Here is a 20,621-nt window from a genome sequence, read left to right as displayed (position 1 = left end):
GTGCTCGCATTCCTGACTCGTGGTACCCATGGGTCCGGATGACGTGTCGTCAACTGGCGTCGACCGTACGTACACCCCTCCCCCAAGCTCGCGACTGGGTTCGCGCCCGGGGTGGCCCTCACCGGTCCCCGACCCTCCCAGTGCGGGTGGGCGACGGCCGCACATCACCTGAGCCGCCACCCGAAGGAGTGAACCCCGGAGGGGAGTTGGCGGGCAAGTTCCCGTGGCGTGTGCGGACGCCGTGCGCGGTGGGCCGGTTGGACGTCTGCGGCGGGCGGTGGCAGTATTCGCCGCCACGCCTTGCCGGAGTCCAGCATTCCTCCCAAATCAGGCGGGTGACCTGCGCGGCCGTGACGATCCGGCGGGAGTCGCGCCCTCCTGGGAGACCTTGTGAAGGGCTCGTGCAGACTGGCCGGATGCGTACCGAGCTAGTTTCGGAGTCGGGCGATCCGGACCGCGCCAACGAGGACTTCGCGAGTGTCGCCCTGCCCGCTTCGGGGCGGGGCGGGGCCCTCGTCGTCCTGGACGGGGTGACGCCGCCGAGGGACGCGACGGGGTGCCGGCACTCCGTCCACTGGTTCACCGCACGCCTGGGCGGGGCGCTGACCGAACTGACCGTTTCCCTCCCCGATGTTCCGCTCGCGGACGTGCTGGGCCGTGCCATCGCCCGTACGGCCGAGGCCCACGCGGGGACCTGTGACCTTTCTCACCCGCGCACGCCGCAGGCAACCGTCGTCCTCGCGCGGTGGTCCACCGGGGCGGTGGAGTACCTCGTGCTGTCCGACTCGGTGCTCCTCGTGGAGTCGCCCGACGGCACGGTGACGGCCCGTCTGGACGACCGGCTGGCCCGGCTGCCGCGTTCGGCACTGGCGACGGACGCCCACATCGACGCGCATCTGCGCAACAGGGAGGGCGGCTTCTTCACGGCGGCCGCGGACCCGGCGGTGGCGGCGCGCGCGGTGACGGGAACGCTGCCGCGCGGCGGGGTACGGACCCTGGCCGCCCTGTCGGACGGCGCGGCCCGCTGGGTGGAGCGCTTCGGGCAGGGCGACTGGGCGGACTGCCTGGCGCTGATCCGGGAGGAGGGCGCGGGGACGCTGGTGGAGCGGGTCCGGGAGCTGGAACGCGCACACGAGGGCCGCGGCAAGCGGCATGACGATGCGTCGGTGGTGTACGTGGAGCTGTGAGGCGGGACCCGCCGGGGGTTGTCGGGTGGGCGGGCTGCCAGGGGTGCGGGGGTGTGTGGGGCCGCCTGGGCGGGAGCGCCGTTCGGGCCCTGCCGTGATCGCGCGGCTTCCGGTGCGCGGGGGTTGTTCGCGCAGTTCCCCGCGCCCCTTCGCCGCCGGGACCGTGAGGCCCCACCAAGCCGTGATGCCGGCCGGACGGGCAGGGCGCGCCCTAGTCCATGCCTCGGTTCAGCTGGTTCAGGAGGCGGGCCAGTTCGGCCACCTCCTCGCGTTGCCAGTGGGAGAGCTGGGCGACGTAGCGTGCCCGGCGGGCCTCGCGGACCTTGGCGACGCGGCGGCGGCCCTCCTCGGTGAGGTGCACCAGCCAGGCCCGGCCGTCCGCCGGGTCCGGTTCGCGGGCGACGAGTCCCAGGTCCTCCAGGGCGCGCAGCTGGCGCGACATGGTGGCCTTGCCGACGCCGATGAACGCGGCGAGTTCGGTGGCGCGCAGTTGCCCGGACTCGTCCAGCCGGACCAGCAGTCCGTACGCCGCCGACTCCAGGTCCGGGTGGACCTCGCGGGCCATCTCGCCCTGCTTGGCGCGGGCCCGCCGGAAGAGAACCGTCAACTCGCGTTCCAGGTCCAGGAACTCGGGCTGGTCCATACCACCGCGGGCAGCCCCGGGTCCGGGCGCCGTCGCGTCGCCGTTGCCGTCTTCGTGCACGTCAGCCCCTGCCTCGTTTTCCCGGCCCTGAAAGTTTCCGCCAACCGGCGTCATCGCCGCAGCTCCTTCAGTATTTCGCAGGCTTAGACCAACGGCAGCCGCCAGGCCCTCTTCCACCAGCCCGGTCCGCTGCCTAGCGTCGTACGGCGGAGCATGACACTGACATGCTCACGCCACACCCGTGCGCGTTCCCCACCATGCGTCACCGAGCCTTCGGAGGCACGCTATGCCCGTGCACAGACCCGAACAGCGCCACCCCCACAGCCCCCATCCGACCGGACTCCTGCTCACCCTCGTCCTCGCCCTGGCCCTGCTCGTCCTGGCCGCCCAGCCGTCGTCCGCGCGGGACGACGCCACCCCGCCACGCGGCTCCGCGTACATGGGCGTCGGCGTCGCCGCCCACGACGGCACCGACGGCTCTCCCGCCGGCACCCTGGCCGCCCAGACGGAGGGCGTGGACGTCTCCAGCCACCAGGGCAACGTCGCCTGGTCCACCCTCTGGTCCAGCGGCGTCAAGTGGGCCTACGTCAAGGCCACCGAGGGGACGTACTACACCAACCCCTACTTCGCCCAGCAGTACAACGGCTCATACAACGTGGGCATGATCCGCGGCGCGTACCACTTCGCGACGCCGGACACCACCAATGGAGCAACCCAGGCGGACTACTTCGTCGACCACGGCGGCGGCTGGTCCCGCGACGGCCGCACCCTGCCCGGTGTCCTCGACATCGAGTGGAACCCGTACGGCGACGCCTGCTACGGCAAGTCCGCGAGCGCGATGGTCACATGGATCCGCGACTTCGCGAACCGCTACAAGGCCCGCACCGGCCGCGACGCCGTCATCTACACGGCGACGAGCTGGTGGAAGCAGTGCACCGGCAACTCCAGCGCCTTCGCCACGGCCAACCCGCTGTGGATCGCCCGGTACGCGACGGCCGTCGGCGAACTGCCCGCCGGCTGGAGCTACCACACGATGTGGCAGTACACGTCGACCGGCCCGACCGTGGGCGACCACGACCGGTTCAACGGCGCGCTCGACCGGGTCGTGGCCCTGGCCAACGGCTGACCTCCCCCGCACGGCGAAGGCCCGGGCCCCCTTCCGGGGACCCGGGCCCCACCCTGTCCGGCGGCGTCCGTCACGCCGCCGCCGGAACCTCCCGGGCCGCGTCGCTGGTGGCCGGCGACAGGGCCAGTTCCAGGACCTGGCGGACGTCGGTCACGGCGTGGACGTCGAGCTTGTCCAGCACCTCGGCCGGGACGTCGTCCAGGTCGGGCTCGTTCCGCTTGGGGATGATCACGGTCGTGACCCCCGCGCGGTGCGCGGCGAGGAGCTTCTGCTTCACCCCGCCGATGGGCAGCACCCGGCCGGTCAGCGAGACCTCACCGGTCATCGCCACGTCCGTGCGGACCAGCCGCCCGGACAGCAGCGAGGCCAGCGCCGTCGTCATCGTGATGCCCGCGCTCGGGCCGTCCTTCGGCACCGCGCCCGCCGGGAAGTGGATGTGCACGCCCCGGTCCTTCAGGTCGGCGACGGGCAGCTCCAGCTCGGCGCCGTGGCTGCGCAGGAAGCTCAGCGCGATCTGGGCGCTCTCCTTCATCACGTCACCCAGCTGGCCGGTCAGCGTCAGACCCGCCGCGCCCGTCTCCGGGTCGGCCAGCGACGCCTCGACGAACAGGACGTCACCGCCCGCGCCGGTCACCGCGAGTCCGGTCGCCACGCCCGGCACCGCCGTACGGCGCTCGGCCGGGTCCTGCGCCGACTCGGGCACGTGGTGCGGCCGGCCGATCAGCCCGCGCAGCTCGCCCTCGGTGACGGTGAACGGCAGCTCCCGCTCGCCCAGTTCGTGCTGGGCCGCCACCTTGCGCAGCAGCCGCGCGATGGACCGCTCCAGGGTGCGCACGCCCGCCTCACGCGTGTACTCGCCGGCGAGCTTGCGCAGCGCGCCCTCGTCGAGGGTGACCTCGTCCGCGTTCAGTCCCGCCCGCTCCAGCTGGCGCGGGAGCAGGTGGTCGCGGGCGATGACGACCTTCTCGTCCTCGGTGTAGCCGTCGAGGCGGACCAGCTCCATACGGTCGAGCAGGGCCTCCGGGATGGCCTCCAGGACGTTGGCCGTGGCCAGGAACACCACGTCGGACAGGTCGAGCTCGACCTCCAGGTAGTGGTCCCGGAAGGTGTGGTTCTGCGCCGGGTCCAGGACCTCCAGGAGGGCCGCCGCGGGGTCCCCGCGGAAGTCGGAGCCCACCTTGTCGATCTCGTCGAGCAGGACCACCGGGTTCATCGACCCGGCCTCTTTGATCGCCCGCACGATCCGTCCGGGCAGCGCCCCGACGTACGTACGGCGGTGACCGCGGATCTCGGCCTCGTCGCGCACACCGCCGAGGGCGACGCGCACGAACTTGCGGCCCATCGCGTGGGCGACGGACTCGCCCAGCGAGGTCTTGCCGACGCCGGGCGGGCCGACGAGGGCCAGCACGGCACCGCCGCGCCGTCCGCCGACAACACCGAGCCCGCGCTCACCGCGCCGCTTGCGGACCGCCAGGTACTCGGTGATCCGCTCCTTCACGTCGTCCAGACCGGCGTGCTCGGCGTCCAGCACGTCCTTCGCGCCCTGGATGTCGTAGGCGTCCTCGGTGCGCTCGTTCCACGGCAGCTCCAGGACGGTGTCCAGCCAGGTGCGGATCCAGGAGCCCTCGGGCGACTGGTCGGAGGACCGCTCCAGCTTGTCGACCTCCTTGAGGGCGGCCTCGCGGACCTTCTCCGGCAGGTCGGCCGCCTCGACGCGGGCGCGGTAGTCGTCGGACTCCTCGCCGTCCTGCTCGCCGTTCAGCTCGCGCAGCTCCTTGCGGACGGCCTCCAGCTGGCGGCGGAGCAGGAACTCGCGCTGCTGCTTGTCGACGCCCTCCTGGACGTCCTTGGCGATGGTCTCGGCCACGTCCTGCTCGGCGAGGTGGTCGCGCAGCTGCTGCGTGGCGAGCTTCAGCCGGGCCACCGGGTCGGCGGTCTCCAGCAGCTCGACCTTCTGCTCGGTGGTCAGGAAGGGCGAGTACCCGGAGTTGTCGGCGAGCTGCGAGACGTCGTCGATGGCCTGCACCCGGTCCACGACCTGCCAGGCGCCGCGCTTGCGCAGCCAGGCGGTGGCGAGGGCCTTGTACTCCTTCACCAGCTCCGCCACCTGTCCGGGCAGCGGCTCGGGCACGCTCTGGTCGACCGGCGTGCCCTCGACCCACAGCGCCGCACCCGGCCCGGTGGTGCCGGCACCGATGCGCACCCGGCCGCGGCCGCGGATCAGGGCACCGGGGTCACCGTCGGCCAGCCGGCCGACCTGCTCCACGGTGCCGAGCACCCCGGTGCTCGCGTAGGTGCCGTCGATACGCGGCACGAGCAGCACCCGGGGCTTGCCGGGCGTGGACCGCGCGGCGGCCTGGGCGGCCTCCACGGCGGCGCGCACGTCGGCGTCGTTCAAGTCCAGGGGGACCACCATCCCGGGCAGCACGACCTCGTCGTCGAGCGGCAGCACGGGCAGGGTGAGCGATGTGGACGTCGAAGCCATGATCTCCCCTTAGGCAGTCAAGTTGAGTTACGCCGACTCAATGCTTGACGGCCCTTGATTGTTCCCGGCCCGCCGACGCGTTCGCTGACAGCGATCGGCCGGGAACCCGGGGTGCCGGAACCGCCCGGTGTGCAAGGGAGCCGCAGAACTGCCACGGCTATTCCGGCAGCCCCCGGCCGCCGCCGGACTGGCAGGATGGGCCGATGCCCACTTCGTACGACACCCCTGTAGTCCTGGACCGTCGCGAAGGCCCCCACGGGGAGGTGGTGCTGCGGCGGCACGGTGATCTGCTCCAGATCATCGCCAACGGCTGCTTCCTGATGGACACGTCCGACGGCCGCTCGGAGCGGCTGCTGGTCGACGCCGCGCTGGACGCGCTGGGCGACCGTTCACGGCCGCACATCCTGATCGGCGGGCTCGGCGTCGGGTTCTCGCTCGCACACGCGGCGGCCGACCCCCGGCCAGGGAGGATCACCGTCGCGGAGCGCGAGCGCGCGATCATCGACTGGCATCTCGGCGGGCCGCTCTCCGGTCTCTCGGCGGCGGCGCTCGCGGACCCGCGGACGTCGATCCTGGAGACCGACCTCGTCACTCATGTGTATGAGACATCCGCCACGTACGACGCGCTCTGCCTCGACATCGACAACGGGCCCGGCTGGACCGTCACCGAGGACAACGAAGGCCTGTATTCGCCAGGCGGACTGGCCGCGTGCGCAAGGGCGTTGACACCGGGCGGGGTACTGGCCGTATGGTCCGCGCAGCCCTCTCCGGAATTCGAAGAAACCTTGCGCAATGCCGGATTCCAGCAGGTGCGTACCGAAGAGATCCCCGTTGCCCGGGGCGTTCCGGACGTCGTGCACCTCGCCGTCCGACCTGGATAGCCCTGGCACGGTGACTCCCCGTACTCTGCTTTCCTGACGCGGATCATTCAAGCGTCAATCGCAAGCATGCGCAGGCACAGCCAGTAAGCGGGATCACCCCACGGATTCCGGAAAGCAACTTTGGGGCGGGCGATGGAGCAGACACACACCTCCCACAACGGCACGGCGGCGACCCCCGGCGCACAGCGCCGGGTCCTGGTGGTCGAGGACGATCCGACCATCGTGGACGCCATCGCGGCCCGTCTGCGCGCCGAGGGATTCCTCGTGCAGACCGCGGGAGACGGCCCGGCGGCCGTCGACACGGCCGAGGCCTGGCAGCCCGACCTGCTGATCCTCGACATCATGCTGCCGGGCTTCGACGGTCTGGAGGTCTGCCGCCGGGTGCAGGCCCAGCGGCCGGTGCCGGTGATGATGCTGACCGCGCGCGACGACGAGACCGACATGCTGGTCGGGCTCGGTGTCGGCGCCGACGACTACATGACCAAGCCGTTCTCCATGCGGGAGCTGGCGGCCCGTGTGCACGTGCTGTTGCGCCGCGTCGAGCGCGCCGCCCTCGCGGCCACCACGCCGCGCTCGGGCATCCTGCGCCTCGGCGAGCTGGAGATCGACCACGCGCAGCGGCGCGTGCGGGTGCGCAGCGAGGACGTGCACCTCACGCCGACCGAGTTCGATCTGCTGGTGTGCCTGGCGAACACCCCGCGCGCGGTCCTCTCGCGCGAGCAGCTGCTCGCCGAGGTCTGGGACTGGGCGGACGCCTCCGGCACCCGGACCGTCGACAGCCACATCAAGGCGCTGCGGCGGAAGATCGGGGCCGAGCGCATCCGCACGGTGCACGGCGTGGGCTACGCCCTGGAGACGCCGACGCCATGAGCGACGGTCCGGCCGCGCGGAGAGGCCCCGGGGAGCCCTGGGGCGGCGTTCGTCCGTTCTCGATCAAGACCAAGCTGGGCGCGCTCGTCGTCATCGCGGTCCTGATCACCACCGGACTGTCGATGATCGCGGTGCGCACCCAGACGGAGCTGCGCTTCATCACGGTCTTCTCGATGATCGCCACCCTGCTCATCACGCAGTTCGTGGCGCACTCGCTCACCGATCCGCTGGACGAGATGAACACGGTGGCCCGGTCGATCTCCCAGGGCGACTACACGCGCCGGGTCAGTGAGAGCCGCCGTGACGAGCTGGGCGACCTGGCCGGGACGATCAACCTCATGGCCGACGAGCTGGAGGCCCAGGACCAGCAGCGCAAGGAGCTGGTCGCGAACGTCTCGCACGAGTTGCGCACCCCGATCGCGGGCCTGCGCGCGGTCCTGGAGAACGTGGTCGACGGCATCGCCGAGGCGGACCCGGAGACGATGCGCACGGCACTGAAGCAGACCGAGCGCCTGGGCCGGCTCGTGGAGACGCTGCTCGACCTGTCCCGCCTGGACAACGGCGTCGTCCCGCTGCGGATGCGCCGCTTCGAGGTGTGGCCGTATCTGTCCGGGGTGCTGAAGGAGGCCAACATGGTCGCCTCCGCGCGCGCGGGCATGACCTCGGGCTCCGGCAGCCACACCCGTACCGACGTGCATCTGCACCTCGACGTGTCGCCGCCGGAGCTGACCGCGCACGCCGACCCCGAGCGCATCCACCAGGTCGTCGCCAACCTGATCGACAACGCGATCAAGCACAGCCCGCCGCACGGCCGGGTCACGGTCAAGGCGCGCCGCGGGCCGCACCCGGAGTCGCTGGAGCTGGAGGTCCTGGACGAGGGGCCGGGCATCCCGCGCTCGGACTGGCACCGGGTCTTCGAGCGCTTCAACCGGGGCGCGGTGAGCCGGCCGCACGGGCCGGGCAGCGACGGCGGCACGGGTCTGGGGCTCGCGATCGCGCGCTGGGCGGTGGATCTGCACGGCGGCCGGATCGGCGTGGCGGAATCGGATCGGGGTTGCCGGATTCTTGTCACACTTCCAGGGCAGCCGTCCGTACAAAGTTGACGTAAAGTTCGAAGCGGAGCGCCAAGATCCACACGCGTCGTGCCTGACAGGCCGTGTGATCAGGTACAGACCTGCGCCGTCGCAGCGTCAGCTCGCGGCCGCGCCATCCCATTTGCGGGCCGCTGAAGCGGAACCACGCTTGTTTCCCGCCAATTCTGAGCCCGAAACACGCTTCGCGATGTGACTTACACGACGATGACCATGCCCGGCCTGACCTTCCCGCTCGGGGAGGCGTAGCCTTGATTCCCGCTGTCCATCACCTTGTGAAGCGGAAGAGGGCGGTTCTCGCCGTGTCGCCACAGTCCCCCAGTAACGCATCGAGCATCTCGACCGACGCGGACCAAGCGGGCAAGAACCCCGCTGCCGCGTTCGGAGCCAACGAGTGGCTCGTCGACGAGATCTATCAGCAGTACCTCCAGGACCCGAATTCGGTAGACCGCGCCTGGTGGGACTTCTTCGCCGACTACAAGCCGGGGGCTGCCGCCGCCCCGGCTGCGGCGGGTACCGCGGCCGCGGGGGCCGCGGAGACCACCGCTCCCGCCGCCGCGCCGGTCCCGGCTCCCGCCCCGGCCTCGAAGCCGGCTCCGGCCAAGGCCGCCGCGCCTGCCGCGCCCGCCGCTCCGGCGGCTCCGGCGGCGAAGCCCGCTCCGGCCACCAAGCCGGCCCAGCCGAAGAAGGCCGAGCCCGCCGCCGCCTCCGCGGACGGCCCCGAGTTCGTCACGCTGCGCGGCCCCTCCGCCGCCGTCGCGAAGAACATGAACGCCTCGCTGGAGCTGCCGACCGCCACCTCGGTCCGCGCGGTCCCGGTGAAGCTGCTGTTCGACAACCGCATCGTCATCAACAACCACCTCAAGCGGGCCCGGGGCGGGAAGATCTCCTTCACGCACCTGATCGGCTACGCGATGGTGCAGGCCATCAAGGCCATGCCGTCGATGAACTACTCCTTCGCGGAGAAGGACGGCAAGCCCACCCTGGTCAAGCCGGAGCACATCAACCTCGGTCTCGCCATCGACCTGGTCAAGCCCAACGGCGACCGCCAGCTCGTCGTCGCGGCGATCAAGAAGGCCGAGACGCTGAACTTCTTCGAGTTCTGGCAGGCCTACGAGGACATCGTCCGTCGCGCCCGCGACAACAAGCTGACGATGGACGACTTCACCGGTGTCACGGTCTCCCTGACCAACCCCGGCGGCCTCGGCACCGTGCACTCCGTGCCGCGTCTGATGCCCGGCCAGTCGGTGATCATGGGCGTCGGCTCCATGGACTACCCGGCGGAGTTCCAGGGCACCTCCCAGGACACCCTGAACAAGCTCGGCATCTCCAAGGTCATGACGCTCACGTCGACCTACGACCACCGGGTCATCCAGGGCGCCGCCTCCGGCGAGTTCCTGCGCCAGGTCGCGAACCTGCTGCTCGGCGAGAACGGCTTCTACGACGACATCTTCGAGGCCCTGCGCATCCCCTACGAGCCGGTCCGCTGGCTCAAGGACATCGACGCCAGCCACGACGACGACGTCACCAAGGCCGCCCGGGTCTTCGAGCTGATCCACTCCTACCGGGTCCGCGGCCACGTCATGGCCGACACCGACCCGCTGGAGTACCGCCAGCGCAAGCACCCCGACCTGGACATCACCGAGCACGGCCTCACCCTGTGGGACCTGGAGCGCGAGTTCGCCGTCGGCGGCTTCTCCGGCAAGTCCCTGATGAAGCTGCGCGACATCCTCGGCGTGCTCCGCGACTCGTACTGCCGCACCACCGGCATCGAGTTCATGCACATCCAGGACCCCAAGCAGCGCAAGTGGATCCAGGACCGCATCGAGCGCCCGCACACCAAGCCGGAGCGCGAGGAGCAGCTGCGCATCCTGCGCCGGCTGAACGCGGCGGAGGCCTTCGAGACCTTCCTGCAGACCAAGTACGTCGGCCAGAAGCGCTTCTCCCTGGAGGGCGGCGAGTCCGTCATCCCGCTGCTGGACGCGGTCATCGACTCGGCGGCCGAGTCCCGCCTGGACGAGGTCGTCATCGGCATGGCCCACCGCGGCCGGCTGAACGTCCTGGCCAACATCGTCGGCAAGTCGTACGCGCAGATCTTCCGTGAGTTCGAGGGCAACCTCGACCCGAAGTCGATGCACGGCTCCGGCGACGTGAAGTACCACCTGGGCGCCGAGGGCACCTTCACCGGCCTGGACGGCGAGCAGATCAAGGTCTCGCTCACCGCCAACCCCTCCCACCTGGAGGCGGTCGACCCGGTCCTGGAGGGCGTCGCCCGCGCCAAGCAGGACATCATCAACAAGGGCGGCACGGACTTCACCGTCCTGCCGATCGCCCTGCACGGCGACGCGGCCTTCGCGGGCCAGGGTGTCGTGGCCGAGACCCTGAACATGTCGCAGCTGCGCGGCTACCGCACCGGCGGCACCGTGCACGTGGTGATCAACAACCAGGTCGGCTTCACCGCGGCCCCCGAGTCCTCGCGCTCCTCCATGTACGCGACGGACGTGGCCCGCATGATCGAGGCCCCGATCTTCCACGTGAACGGCGACGACCCCGAGGCCGTCGTCCGCGTCGCGCGGCTCGCCTTCGAGTTCCGTCAGGCGTTCAACAAGGACGTCGTGATCGACCTCATCTGCTACCGCCGCCGCGGTCACAACGAGTCGGACAACCCGGCCTTCACCCAGCCGCTGATGTACGACCTGATCGACAAGAAGCGCTCGGTGCGCAAGCTCTACACCGAGTCCCTGATCGGTCGCGGCGACATCACCCTGGAAGAGGCCGAGCAGGCACTGCAGGACTACCAGGGGCAGCTGGAGAAGGTCTTCACGGAGGTCCGCGAGGCCACCTCGCAGCCGTCGACGGCCGCGCCCTCGGACCCGCAGGCCGAGTTCCCGGTCGCCGTGAACACCGCGGTCTCCGCGGAGGTCGTCAAGCGGATCGCCGAGTCCCAGGTCAACATCCCCGACCACATCACCGTCCACCCGCGTCTGCTGCCGCAGCTGCAGCGCCGGGCGTCGATGGTCGAGGACGGCACGATCGACTGGGGCATGGGCGAGACCCTCGCGGTCGGCTCCCTGCTGCTGGAGGGCGTCCCGGTCCGGCTCGCCGGCCAGGACTCGCAGCGCGGCACCTTCGGCCAGCGTCACGCGGTGATCATCGACCGTGAGACGGGCGAGGAGTACACGCCGCTGCAGTACCTCTCCGAGGACCAGGCGCGCCTGAACGTCTACAACTCGCTGCTGTCCGAATACGCGGCCATGGGCTTCGAGTACGGCTACTCACTGGCCCGCCCCGAGGCGCTCGTGATGTGGGAGGCGCAGTTCGGCGACTTCGTCAACGGCGCCCAGACGGTCGTGGACGAGTTCATCTCCTCGGCCGAGCAGAAGTGGGCCCAGACCTCCGGCGTCGTCCTGCTCCTGCCGCACGGCTACGAGGGCCAGGGCCCGGACCACTCCTCGGCCCGCCCGGAGCGCTTCCTCCAGATGTGCGCGCAGAACAACATGACGGTCGCGATGCCGACGTCGCCGTCGAACTACTTCCACCTCCTGCGGTGGCAGGTGCACAACCCGCACCACAAGCCGCTGGTCGTCTTCACGCCGAAGTCGATGCTGCGTCTGAAGGCCGCGGCGGCGAAGGCGGAGGAGTTCACCTCCGGCCAGTTCCAGCCGGTCATCGGTGACGCGTCGGTCGACCCGGCCGCCGTGAATAAGGTCGTCTTCTGCGCCGGCAAGGTCTACTACGACCTGGAGGCGGAGCGGAAGAAGCGCGGCGTCACGGACACGGCGATCATCCGCATCGAGCGCCTGTACCCGCTGCCGGGTACCGAGCTCCAGGCGGAGATCAAGAAGTACCCGAACGCCGAGAAGTACCTGTGGGCCCAGGAGGAGCCGGCGAACCAGGGTGCGTGGCCGTTCATCGCGCTCAACCTGATCGACCACCTGGACCTCGCGGTCGGCGCCGACGTCCCGCACGGCGAGCGCCTGCGCCGGATCTCGCGTCCGCACTCCTCGTCCCCGGCCGTCGGTTCCGCCAAGCGGCACCAGGCCGAGCAGGAGCAGCTGGTGCGTGAGGTCTTCGAGGCCTGATCCCGCGTACGGAAGGCCCGGCTCCGAGTCCCCTCGACTCGGCGCCGGGCCTTCCGGCGTTCTCAGCTGAGGGCGGCCAGGAGCTGGGCCAGGGCCCGGACGGTCGACCGGATCTCCAGCAGGTACGCGGTCGCGCCGGACGGGCGCCGGGCGGGCTCCGGCGCCGGTGACGGTTCGATGCCGACGGTGTCCACCTCCACGGCGAAGGGCAGCTGGAGCATCCGTACGGCGGTGGCGTGCTGGGCGGGGACGTGGAGCGCGGTCGTCACCAGCAGCAGCCGCTCCCCCGGCTCCAGTTCGGCGATCCGTTCGGCGAAGAAGGCGTAGCTGTCCGCGGTGTCCGCGCGGCGGCGCTCCGGCGCGCTCGACGGGGCGGCGACCACCCGGACGGGCAGCCTGCCGGGTGTGCGGTAGGTGCGGACGGCCCAGGTGCCGCCGGGCAGTTCGGACTCCTCGCCCGCCACGGACTCCGGTGTCTGCAGGTTGAACGCGCGGCGCGTGCCGAAGTCGAGCGCCTCGTACTCCTCGCCGAGCTCGGGTGCCCCGGCGAGCGCCGCGAGCTCGAACTCGTCGCCCACGAAGGGGCGGTGGCCGCCGAGCGCGGTGACGGAGCCGGTCGTCACCCGCCCGGTGCGGATCAGGTGGGCGGCGTACGCCGTGCGGGCCAGGCAGGCCCGGATGAGTCCGCCCAGCACCAGGACGTGCTCGTAGTGGCCGTAGCGCAGGCGGGTGCCGCCGCACAGGCCGAGCGCCTCGGCCGCGGCCCGCACGAGCCGCTGCTGCTCGGGCCGCACGGGCAGTTCGTCGGCGAGGTTGCGTTCCCTGCCCCGCCGGGTGTCCCAGCGCAGGGTGAACACGTCGAGGCGGGCCAGCCGCTCCGCCGCGTCGCCCTTCCCGGCCGCGAGGTCGCGGGCCAGCTCGTGGTCCTGTTCGGTGCGGGCGAACGCCTCGACCAGGGCGCGGACCGGCGGGGAGGCCAGCCAGAACTCGATGTCCGCGGCAGGTTCAACTCCCGTGCCGACGAGGGGGACCGGGTCGAAGTGGGTACTCATGTCGTTCCGCCTCCGTGGGGTGGGTCTACCGCGCGCCGTCCCGAGAACTGCCGGGAGGGGGGCAGGGTCACGGAGCCCGCGGGGGCGGCTCCGGCCCGGGACGCAGCCATGGCGGCCAGGACATATCCTCACTGCATGTACTTCACCGACCGAGGCATCGAAGAGCTGGAGAAGCGGCGCGGCGAGGAGGAGATCACCTTCGAGTGGCTGGCCGAGCAGCTGCGCACCTTCGTCGATCTGAACCCCGACTTCGAGGTACCGGTGGAGCGGCTGGCGACGTGGCTGGCCCGGCTGGACGACGAGGACGACGACATCTGAGGACGCCGCCCTCGGGCGTCAGTCCAGCGGCCTGACCGGCGCCCAGGCGAGACCGAGCGCGCCATGGGCCAGCAGGAGCGCGCCCGCGGCCGTCCAGCCGCCGCTGCGGCGGTGCACGCCCCAGGCGGTGAGGGGCAGACCGGCCGCGATCTGGGCCAGGGAGAGCACGCGGCCCCACGGCCCGGCGGTCCACGGCCAGGGGCCGGGACGGTCCTCCTGTGTCCCGTGCCGGTCCGCGCCGTCGCCCTCGGACCGGTTCGCGTCCTGTGCGGGGCGCGTGTGCGGCCAGGCGCGCGCGGTGGCGCACATCAGTTCGGCGCTGTCGCCCGGCGCGAGACCGCCGGGCAGGTCCACGCCCGCGCGCTGGAGGACGGCGAGCAGGCCGCGCAGCCGGGAGCGGGCGTCGGAGGCAGGGTCGGGGCGGGTCAGGTCGTCGAGGGACTGCACGTCGAGCACGGGGTCGAGGCCGAGCCGCCCGGCGAAGGTGTGCATGGCCTCGTCCACTCCCGCCGGGGTGCCGTTGGCGAGCCATTCGTAGCCGACCGGGCGGCGGAAGCCCGAGGCGAGGGAGAACCCGGCGCGTTCGGTGTCCCACCACAGGGCGAGCGCGGGCCAGGGGGCGCCGACGGCCAGGGCGAGCGCCCATCCGGAGAGGACGCGGTCGACGGGCTCACCGCCGTCCTGCCAGGGCCTGCCCTCGGGGACGAGGACGCTCCACCCCTCGCCGGCGGGGGCGATCAGCATGTCCTCGCGCAGCAGCCGGGCCACGGGCGCGACGGCATCGGGTTCCGCCCGGCACAGGAGCAGGGCGCCCGGGGCCGGCTGGGCCTCACGGGCGGACCGGGACTGTTCCGTCGACATGCCTCCCACGCTAGGCCGGATTGTCCGGTCAGCGGGATTTGTGATCACCAGAACGAGTGCCTTGACTTTCCCTGCCCGCGATATATCGTGTTTTACGGAAGACGCGATATGGCGTGTCGTGTTCAGGTCCGGCCCGCGAGCCGCACCCGGTCAGCCAGGAGGTCCGCACCATGCCCGAGTGGTCCGTCACGGAGCCCAGGAAACTCACTTTCGAGGAGCCGGTGCGCGACCTGCACGTCCGCGTCGTCAACGGCACGGTGAACGTCGTGGGCACCGAGGAGGGTTCCGCCCGCCTGGAGGTCTCCGAGCTGGAGGGCCCGCCCCTGGTGGTGACCCAGCGGCACGGCACCCTGACCGTCGCCTACGACGACCTGCCCTGGAAGGGGTTCCTCAAGTGGCTGGACCGCAAGGGCTGGCGCCGCAGCGCGGTGGTCTCCCTGGCGGTACCGGCCGGCACCCGGGTCGAGGTGGGCGTGGTCGGCGCGAGCGCGTTCGTCTCCGGGCTGCGGGGGCCGTCCGTGATCAAGGGCGTCACCGGCGACACGACACTCGTCGGCCTGTCCGGCCCGGTCCGCGCGGACACCGTCTCGGGGAACCTGGAGGCACAGGCCGTCACCGGCGACCTGCGCTTCAACTCGGTCTCCGGCGATCTGACGGTCGTCGAGGGGGCCGGCTCCTCGGTGAAGGCGGACTCGGTCAGCGGGTCCATGATCGTCGACCTCGACCCGGAGGGCCCGACGGACGTCCGGCTCACCAGCGTCTCCGGCGAGATCGCGATACGGCTGCCCGCCCCGGCGGACGCGGACATCGAGGCCAACACCGCGAGCGGCACCATCTCCAACGCCTTCGACGACCTGCGGGTGCACGGCCAGTGGGGCGCCCACAAGATCACCGGACGGCTGGGCGCCGGCACCGGCAAGCTCCGGGCGACGACGGTCTCCGGCTCGATCGCCCTGCTGCGCCGCCCGCCACGCGACGAGGAGCCGTGGGAGGGGCACACCGGCAAGGAGCCGGGCCCCACTCCGGGTGCGGCACCGGGCCCGGTGGACGGTCCGGCGGACGCGGCGGGGGACAATTCCCTCTCCGGCCAGGGCGACGACCCGTCCGGCGCCCCCACACCCCGCCCGGCCGACGGCCCGACCGACAAGAAGGTGCTCTGACATGCCCCCCGTCTTCGCCCACGGCCGTCTCCGCCTGTATCTGCTGAAGCTGCTGGACGAGGCGCCCCGCCACGGCTACGAGGTGATCCGCCTCCTGGAGGAGCGCTTCCAGGGGCTGTACGCGCCGTCCGCCGGCACCGTCTACCCCCGTCTGGCGAAGCTGGAGGCCGAGGGCCTGGTCACCCACACCACCGAGGGCGGCCGCAAGGTATACGCGATCACGGACGCCGGTCGCGCCGAACTGGCCGACCGCAGCGGTGAACTGGCCGACCTGGAGCTGGAGATCCGGGAGTCGGTCGCCGAGCTGGCCGCCGAGATGCAGGCCGATGTGCGCGGCGCGGCCGGGGATCTGCGGCGCGAGATGCGGGCCGCCGCGTCCGAGGCCCGCAAGGGCGGCTCCCGGTCGGAGACCTCCTACGGCGACCATGGGGACGTCGGCGACAAGGAGGCGTGGCGGGCCGCCAAGGAGGAGATGCGCCGGGCCAAGCAGGAGTGGAAGGAGCAGGCCCGCCGCGCCAAGGACGAAAGCCGTCGCGCCCGCGAGGAGGCCCAGCGCGCCCGGCGCCAGGCCAAGGAGGCGCAGGACCGCGCCCGGGCCCAGGCGCAGGAGGAGGTCCAGCGCATCGCCCGCAAGGTCCAGGAGCAGGTGCAGGACCACTTCGCGCGCGGCGACTGGCCGACGGGGCTGCGCGAGGGCCTGACGGAACTGGCCAAGGAGTTCGGCGACTTCGGCAAGGACTACGGCAAGGGGCTCGGCCGGGACTTCGGTTTCGGCCGCCAGGGCGCCTCGTCCCAGGGTTCCGCCTCGAAGGGCGCGTCCTCCCCCGGTGCCGATCCGGCCGGGGACTCCCCCGCCGCCGAGTACACCCGCCCCCCGGAGTTCTCCGAGACCCCGGAGGACTTCCCGGCCGGCTACGAGCCCTCCTGGTCCCATGAGGCCGGCACCGGTGACCCGGTCCGCGATCTGGACCGCCTGCTCGACCGGTTCCGCGACGACATCCGCGACGCGGCCCGCGACCACGGTGTGACACCGGACCAGTTCCGGGACGTCCGCCGCCACTTGTCGACGGCGGCGGCCCACATCGGGGCCGTGCTGCGGGCGCCCAGGTCCTGAGGGAGACCCGGCCTCGGGCGTGCCCCGGCCGGCGGTGGCCTCTCAGCCGGCCTTGGTCTCCGGGCCGCCGTACAGGACCCGGGTGACGGACTCGTGGGTGACGCCGTGGTCGGCGAGGGCCTCGGCGGGCACGCCGGGGCGGCTGGTCAGGGCGAGCAGCAGATGCTCGTCGCCGATGTGACGGTCCCGGCGGGCGACGGCCATGCGCAGCGACCGCGTCAGCACGTCCTTGGCGTCCTTGCTGAACGGGCGGTGCCCTGACCACCCGGTGCCGCTCCGGCGGTCCCCGGCGAGCGCGCCGACGCCGTGCGCCTCCTCGACCCGGGCGACGATCTCCGTGACGTCGATGCCCAGTCCGGCGAGCGCCTCGGTCTCGGCCTGCGAGAGCCCGCCCCGCCGCCGGGCGTCGCCGAGCGCCCGGCGTACGGAGTCGACCCACTCCACACCGCCGAGTGCCGCCAGGGCGAACGACGCCCGGCCGCCCTCCCGGTCGAGCAGGGCGAGGAGCAGATGCTCGGCCCCGACGGCCGGCGCCTTGTCCCGCTCGGCGTGCTCCACCGCGCCCGCCACCACCGCGCGGGCGTCCTTCGTGAACCGCTCGAACATCAACGCCTCCCGTATTTCTTGTGCACGGCCTGCCTGCTGACCCCGAGTTCCGCGGCGATCTCCTGCCACGACCACCCTTGGTTGCGCGCGCTGCGCACCTGCACCGCCTCCAGCTGTTCCAGCAGCCGGCGCAGTGCCGCGACGGCCCGCAGGCCCACGCGTGGATCGCGATCTCCCGCCCGCTCGGCGAGATCCGTTGCCTCGGTCATGCTGTCAATATTGGTTGACAAGCCTCGGCATGTCAACCCCAGTTGACATGCGTCATGCCTGAGGCCCGGGAACGCGAACGGCATGGCACCCAGGCTCAGTTGGTGAGGTTCAGTTGGTGAGGTTCAGTTGGTGAGGTTCAGTTGGTGAGCACGATCTTCCCGAACTGCTCGCCGGACGCCATCCGCTCGAAGCCCTCGCGGGCGCGGTCCATCGGAAGCACCTCGTCGATCACCGGACGCACCCCGGTCGCGGCGCAGAAGGACAGCAGGTCCTCCAACTCGTCCTTCGTGCCCATGGTGGAGCCGACGACCTTCAGCTCCAGGAAGAAGATCCGGGTGAGTTCGGCGTGCGAGGGCCGGTCGCCGCTGGTGGCACCGGAGATGACCAGCGTGCCGCCGGGCTTCAGCGACTTCACGGAGTGCGACCAGGTGGCCGCGCCCACGGTCTCGATCACGGCGTCCACGCGCTGCGGCAGCCGGGCCCCCGACTCCACGGCCTCCACGGCGCCCAGCTCCAGGGCGCGCTTGCGCTTGGCCTCGTCCCTGCTGGTGGCGAAGACGCGCAGCCCCGCCGCCTTGCCGAGGACGATGGCGGCCGTGGCGACACCGCCGCCGGCCCCCTGCACGAGCACCGAGTCGCCGGGCCGTACACCGGCGTTGGTGAACAGCATCCGGTACGCCGTCAGCCAGGCGGTGGGCAGGCAGGCGGCCTCCTCGAAGGAGAGCTCCTTGGGCTTGGGCAGGACGTTCCACGTGGGAACGGCGACCTGCTCGGCGAAGGTGCCCTGGTACCGCTCGGTGAGGATGGACCGGGGCTCGCGGGGGCCGACCCCGTGCCCGCTCTGACCGATGACGGAGTGCAGGACGACCTCGTTGCCGTCCTCGTCGACGCCCGCGGCGTCGCAGCCGAGGATCATCGGCAGCCGCTCCTCGGGGAGGCCCACACCTCGCAGGGACCAGAGGTCGTGATGGTTCAGGGAGGCGGCCCTGACGTCGATGGTGCTCCAGCCGGGGCGGGCCTCGGGGGCCGGGCGGTCCCCCAACTCCAGGCCGGAGAGCGGCTGGTCGCGGTCGATTCGGGCGGCGTAGACGGCGAACATGACCTCGACGATAGGCTCCGCGCCCGGCCGGCGGAACGGTGGGGCGTTGTGAGACACGCCCTCTTGCCAAGCCGCGGAGCACCCCGTGGGCCTTCCGCGCCCGCGGAGCCCCTTCCGCGCGACACGCCGGGCCCGCCCTCCCCGCTCACCCGGACGGACGAGCGGCCGGGTAAAGAGACGGCACGCATCGGCGGGCGGCACAACGAGACGGCACGCACCGGCGGTACGAGCGAACGGCCCCGCCCGGAAGCCGGGCGGGGCCGTCCATGCGACGTCCGGGTCAGCGGCGCGCGACGCCCTCGGCGCGCGCGGCGGCGGCGACGGCCGCGGTGACCGCGGGAGCCACCCGCTCGTCGAACGGGGACGGGATCACGTAGTCGGCGGCGAGGTCGTCACCGACGACACCGGCGAGCGCCTCGGCGGCGGCGATCTTCATGCCCTCGGTGATGCGGGAGGCCCGCACCTGGAGCGCCCCGGCGAAGATGCCCGGGAAGGCCAGCACGTTGTTGATCTGGTTCGGGAAGTCCGACCGGCCCGTGGCGACGACGGCCGCGTACTTGTGCGCGACCTCCGGGTGCACCTCGGGGTTCGGGTTGGCCATGGCGAAGACGAACGCGCCCTCCGCCATGGAGGCGACGGCCTCCTCGGACACCGTGCCGCCGGAGACGCCGATGAAGACGTCCGCGCCGGCCAGCGCCGACTCCAGCGAGCCGGTGAGCCCGGCCTTGTTGGTGAAGCCGGCCACCTCACGCTTGACGTCCGTCAGGTCGGTCCGGTCGGCCGACACGACGCCCTTGCGGTCGGCCACCGCGACATCGCCGATGCCGGCCTCGACCAGCATCCGGGCGATGGCGACCCCGGCCGCGCCGGCGCCGGAGATGACGGCCCGCAGGTCCGCGAGGCCCTTGCCGGTCAGCCGCGCCGCGTTGCGCAGGGCGGCCAGCGTGACGACGGCCGTGCCGTGCTGGTCGTCGTGGAAGACCGGGATGTCGAGACGCTCCTGCAGCCTGCGCTCGATCTCGAAGCACCGGGGCGCCGAGATGTCCTCCAGGTTCACCCCGCCGAAGGACGGCGCGAGGCGCACCACGGTCTCGACGATCTCGTCGACGCCGGTGCAGGCGAGCGCGATCGGGACGGCGTCGACCCCGCCGAACTGCTTGAACAGGATCGCCTTGCCCTCCATCACCGGGAGGGAGGCTTCGGGGCCGATGTCACCGAGCCCCAGCACGGCCGTGCCGTCGGTGACGACGGCGACGACGGACGACTTCCACGTGTAGTCGTTGACGAGGTCCGGCTGCTCGGCGATCGCGCTGCACACTTTCGCGACGCCGGGCGTGTACGCCAGGGACAGGTCGTCCTTGTCGCGGACCGGCACGGTGGCCTGCACGGCCATCTTGCCGCCGCGGTGCAGGGCGAATGCCGGATCGAAGGAATCGAGGGGCTCGACCCCGCCGTCCTGATCGGTATTGCCCCCGCTGCGAGGATTGACGATCTCCGCTGCCACTTTGTCTGACCCCTTAGGTGTTCTGGTTGAGGGTGGGACCACTCCTGGTGAGAAGTGGGCGGGGACGCGCATGGCCCTGCTCGTTGATACGTACGACGTACGACGTACGGCCCATACGCGACGGGCGCGCCGCACACGCGCCCTGAAGCCCCGGATGAGGGGTGTAAAGAACCTTCTTACCGGACGGACCGCGCCGGGACGAGTCCAATACGTGCAAGATCACATGACGCATGGGGAGACTTCCTCACCCATGGATACGAATCGGACACGACGTGAGGACGTCACCGGTGTGAATCGTGCCGAAATGGGCGGACAATCATCACCAAACATTA

The 20,621-nt window shown here is 71.7% G+C and carries 17 protein-coding genes; 9 read left to right on the top strand and 8 right to left on the bottom strand.

Translation table 11 applies throughout. The features are described from left to right. The first annotated feature begins 416 nt into the window (after positions 1-416). The gene (locus tag F8R89_RS23735) at positions 417-1,187 is read left to right on the top strand and encodes a protein phosphatase 2C domain-containing protein (protein ID WP_151785836.1); all 771 of its coding nucleotides are present in this window, start codon (positions 417-419) and stop codon (positions 1,185-1,187) included. Positions 1,188-1,398: 211 nt separating this feature from the next. Here F8R89_RS23735 and F8R89_RS23730 read toward each other — a convergent pair whose 3' ends face one another. Continuing rightward, complete coding sequence (locus F8R89_RS23730; protein ID WP_383660102.1) at positions 1,399-1,890, bottom strand: MarR family winged helix-turn-helix transcriptional regulator; 492 nt, start codon at positions 1,888-1,890, stop codon at positions 1,399-1,401. Between the two features lie 226 nt (positions 1,891-2,116). Between F8R89_RS23730 and F8R89_RS23725 the strand changes: the two genes are divergently transcribed. Further along, positions 2,117-2,956, top strand: coding sequence for a lysozyme (locus F8R89_RS23725; RefSeq protein WP_151785834.1), 840 nt, complete (start codon positions 2,117-2,119; stop codon positions 2,954-2,956). A gap of 70 nt (positions 2,957-3,026) precedes the next feature. Here F8R89_RS23725 and lon read toward each other — a convergent pair whose 3' ends face one another. After that, the gene (lon, locus tag F8R89_RS23720; protein WP_151785833.1) at positions 3,027-5,441 is read right to left on the bottom strand and encodes an endopeptidase La; all 2,415 of its coding nucleotides are present in this window, start codon (positions 5,439-5,441) and stop codon (positions 3,027-3,029) included. A gap of 203 nt (positions 5,442-5,644) precedes the next feature. Here lon and F8R89_RS23715 point away from each other — a divergent pair, with 203 nt between their 5' ends. From F8R89_RS23715 to F8R89_RS23700, 4 genes are all read left to right on the top strand, one after another. Beyond that, positions 5,645-6,322: a spermidine synthase gene (locus tag F8R89_RS23715; RefSeq protein WP_151785832.1), complete on the top strand. Its 678-nt coding sequence runs from the start codon at positions 5,645-5,647 to the stop codon at positions 6,320-6,322. A 132-nt stretch (positions 6,323-6,454) separates the two neighbouring features. Then, positions 6,455-7,192, top strand: coding sequence for a response regulator transcription factor (locus tag F8R89_RS23710; RefSeq protein WP_030956984.1), 738 nt, complete (start codon positions 6,455-6,457; stop codon positions 7,190-7,192). Next, positions 7,189-8,295 (top strand): sensor histidine kinase, encoded by a 1,107-nt coding sequence (locus F8R89_RS23705; RefSeq protein WP_151785831.1) that lies wholly within the window; start codon positions 7,189-7,191, stop codon positions 8,293-8,295. The genes F8R89_RS23710 and F8R89_RS23705 overlap by 4 nt, the downstream gene beginning before the upstream one ends. 290 nt (positions 8,296-8,585) lie before the next feature. After that, positions 8,586-12,365: a multifunctional oxoglutarate decarboxylase/oxoglutarate dehydrogenase thiamine pyrophosphate-binding subunit/dihydrolipoyllysine-residue succinyltransferase subunit gene (locus tag F8R89_RS23700; RefSeq protein ID WP_151785830.1), complete on the top strand. Its 3,780-nt coding sequence runs from the start codon at positions 8,586-8,588 to the stop codon at positions 12,363-12,365. 62 nt (positions 12,366-12,427) lie between these two features. Here the strand turns inward: F8R89_RS23700 and F8R89_RS23695 are convergent, their stop codons facing one another. Next, complete coding sequence (locus tag F8R89_RS23695) at positions 12,428-13,417, bottom strand: hypothetical protein (RefSeq protein ID WP_151785829.1); 990 nt, start codon at positions 13,415-13,417, stop codon at positions 12,428-12,430. Between the two features lie 135 nt (positions 13,418-13,552). Here F8R89_RS23695 and F8R89_RS23690 point away from each other — a divergent pair, with 135 nt between their 5' ends. Then, a complete protein-coding gene (locus F8R89_RS23690) occupies positions 13,553-13,735 on the top strand; it encodes a DUF6104 family protein (protein WP_055624112.1) in 183 nt (60 codons plus the stop codon). Between the two features lie 18 nt (positions 13,736-13,753). Here the strand turns inward: F8R89_RS23690 and F8R89_RS23685 are convergent, their stop codons facing one another. Next, positions 13,754-14,596 carry a hypothetical protein gene (locus F8R89_RS23685; protein ID WP_151785828.1) on the bottom strand — a complete coding sequence of 281 codons (843 nt, stop codon included), beginning with the start codon at positions 14,594-14,596 and terminating at the stop codon, positions 13,754-13,756. 170 nt (positions 14,597-14,766) lie between these two features. Here F8R89_RS23685 and F8R89_RS23680 point away from each other — a divergent pair, with 170 nt between their 5' ends. Next, positions 14,767-15,756, top strand: coding sequence for a DUF4097 family beta strand repeat-containing protein (locus F8R89_RS23680; protein ID WP_151785827.1), 990 nt, complete (start codon positions 14,767-14,769; stop codon positions 15,754-15,756). A 1-nt stretch (position 15,757) separates the two neighbouring features. Continuing rightward, entirely contained in the window at positions 15,758-16,870 is a 1,113-nt protein-coding gene (locus tag F8R89_RS23675) for a PadR family transcriptional regulator (protein WP_151785826.1), read from the top strand. 42 nt (positions 16,871-16,912) lie between these two features. Here F8R89_RS23675 and F8R89_RS23670 read toward each other — a convergent pair whose 3' ends face one another. The 4 genes from F8R89_RS23670 to F8R89_RS23655 form a co-directional block, all read right to left on the bottom strand. After that, the gene (locus F8R89_RS23670; RefSeq protein WP_151785825.1) at positions 16,913-17,476 is read right to left on the bottom strand and encodes a Clp protease N-terminal domain-containing protein; all 564 of its coding nucleotides are present in this window, start codon (positions 17,474-17,476) and stop codon (positions 16,913-16,915) included. Then, a complete protein-coding gene (locus F8R89_RS23665) occupies positions 17,476-17,685 on the bottom strand; it encodes a helix-turn-helix domain-containing protein (protein ID WP_003997975.1) in 210 nt (69 codons plus the stop codon). Before F8R89_RS23665 ends, F8R89_RS23670 begins: the two co-directional genes overlap by 1 nt. Before the next feature lie 137 nt (positions 17,686-17,822). Then, complete coding sequence (locus F8R89_RS23660) at positions 17,823-18,785, bottom strand: zinc-binding dehydrogenase (RefSeq protein ID WP_055624117.1); 963 nt, start codon at positions 18,783-18,785, stop codon at positions 17,823-17,825. Between the two features lie 280 nt (positions 18,786-19,065). After that, a complete protein-coding gene (locus F8R89_RS23655; RefSeq protein WP_151785824.1) occupies positions 19,066-20,289 on the bottom strand; it encodes an NADP-dependent malic enzyme in 1,224 nt (407 codons plus the stop codon). Positions 20,290-20,621 lie beyond the last annotated feature (332 nt).

The sequence above is a fragment of the Streptomyces sp. SS1-1 genome (assembly GCF_008973465.1).
Taxonomy (GTDB): domain Bacteria; phylum Actinomycetota; class Actinomycetes; order Streptomycetales; family Streptomycetaceae; genus Streptomyces.
This window is presented reverse-complemented; position numbering and strand designations above follow the sequence as displayed.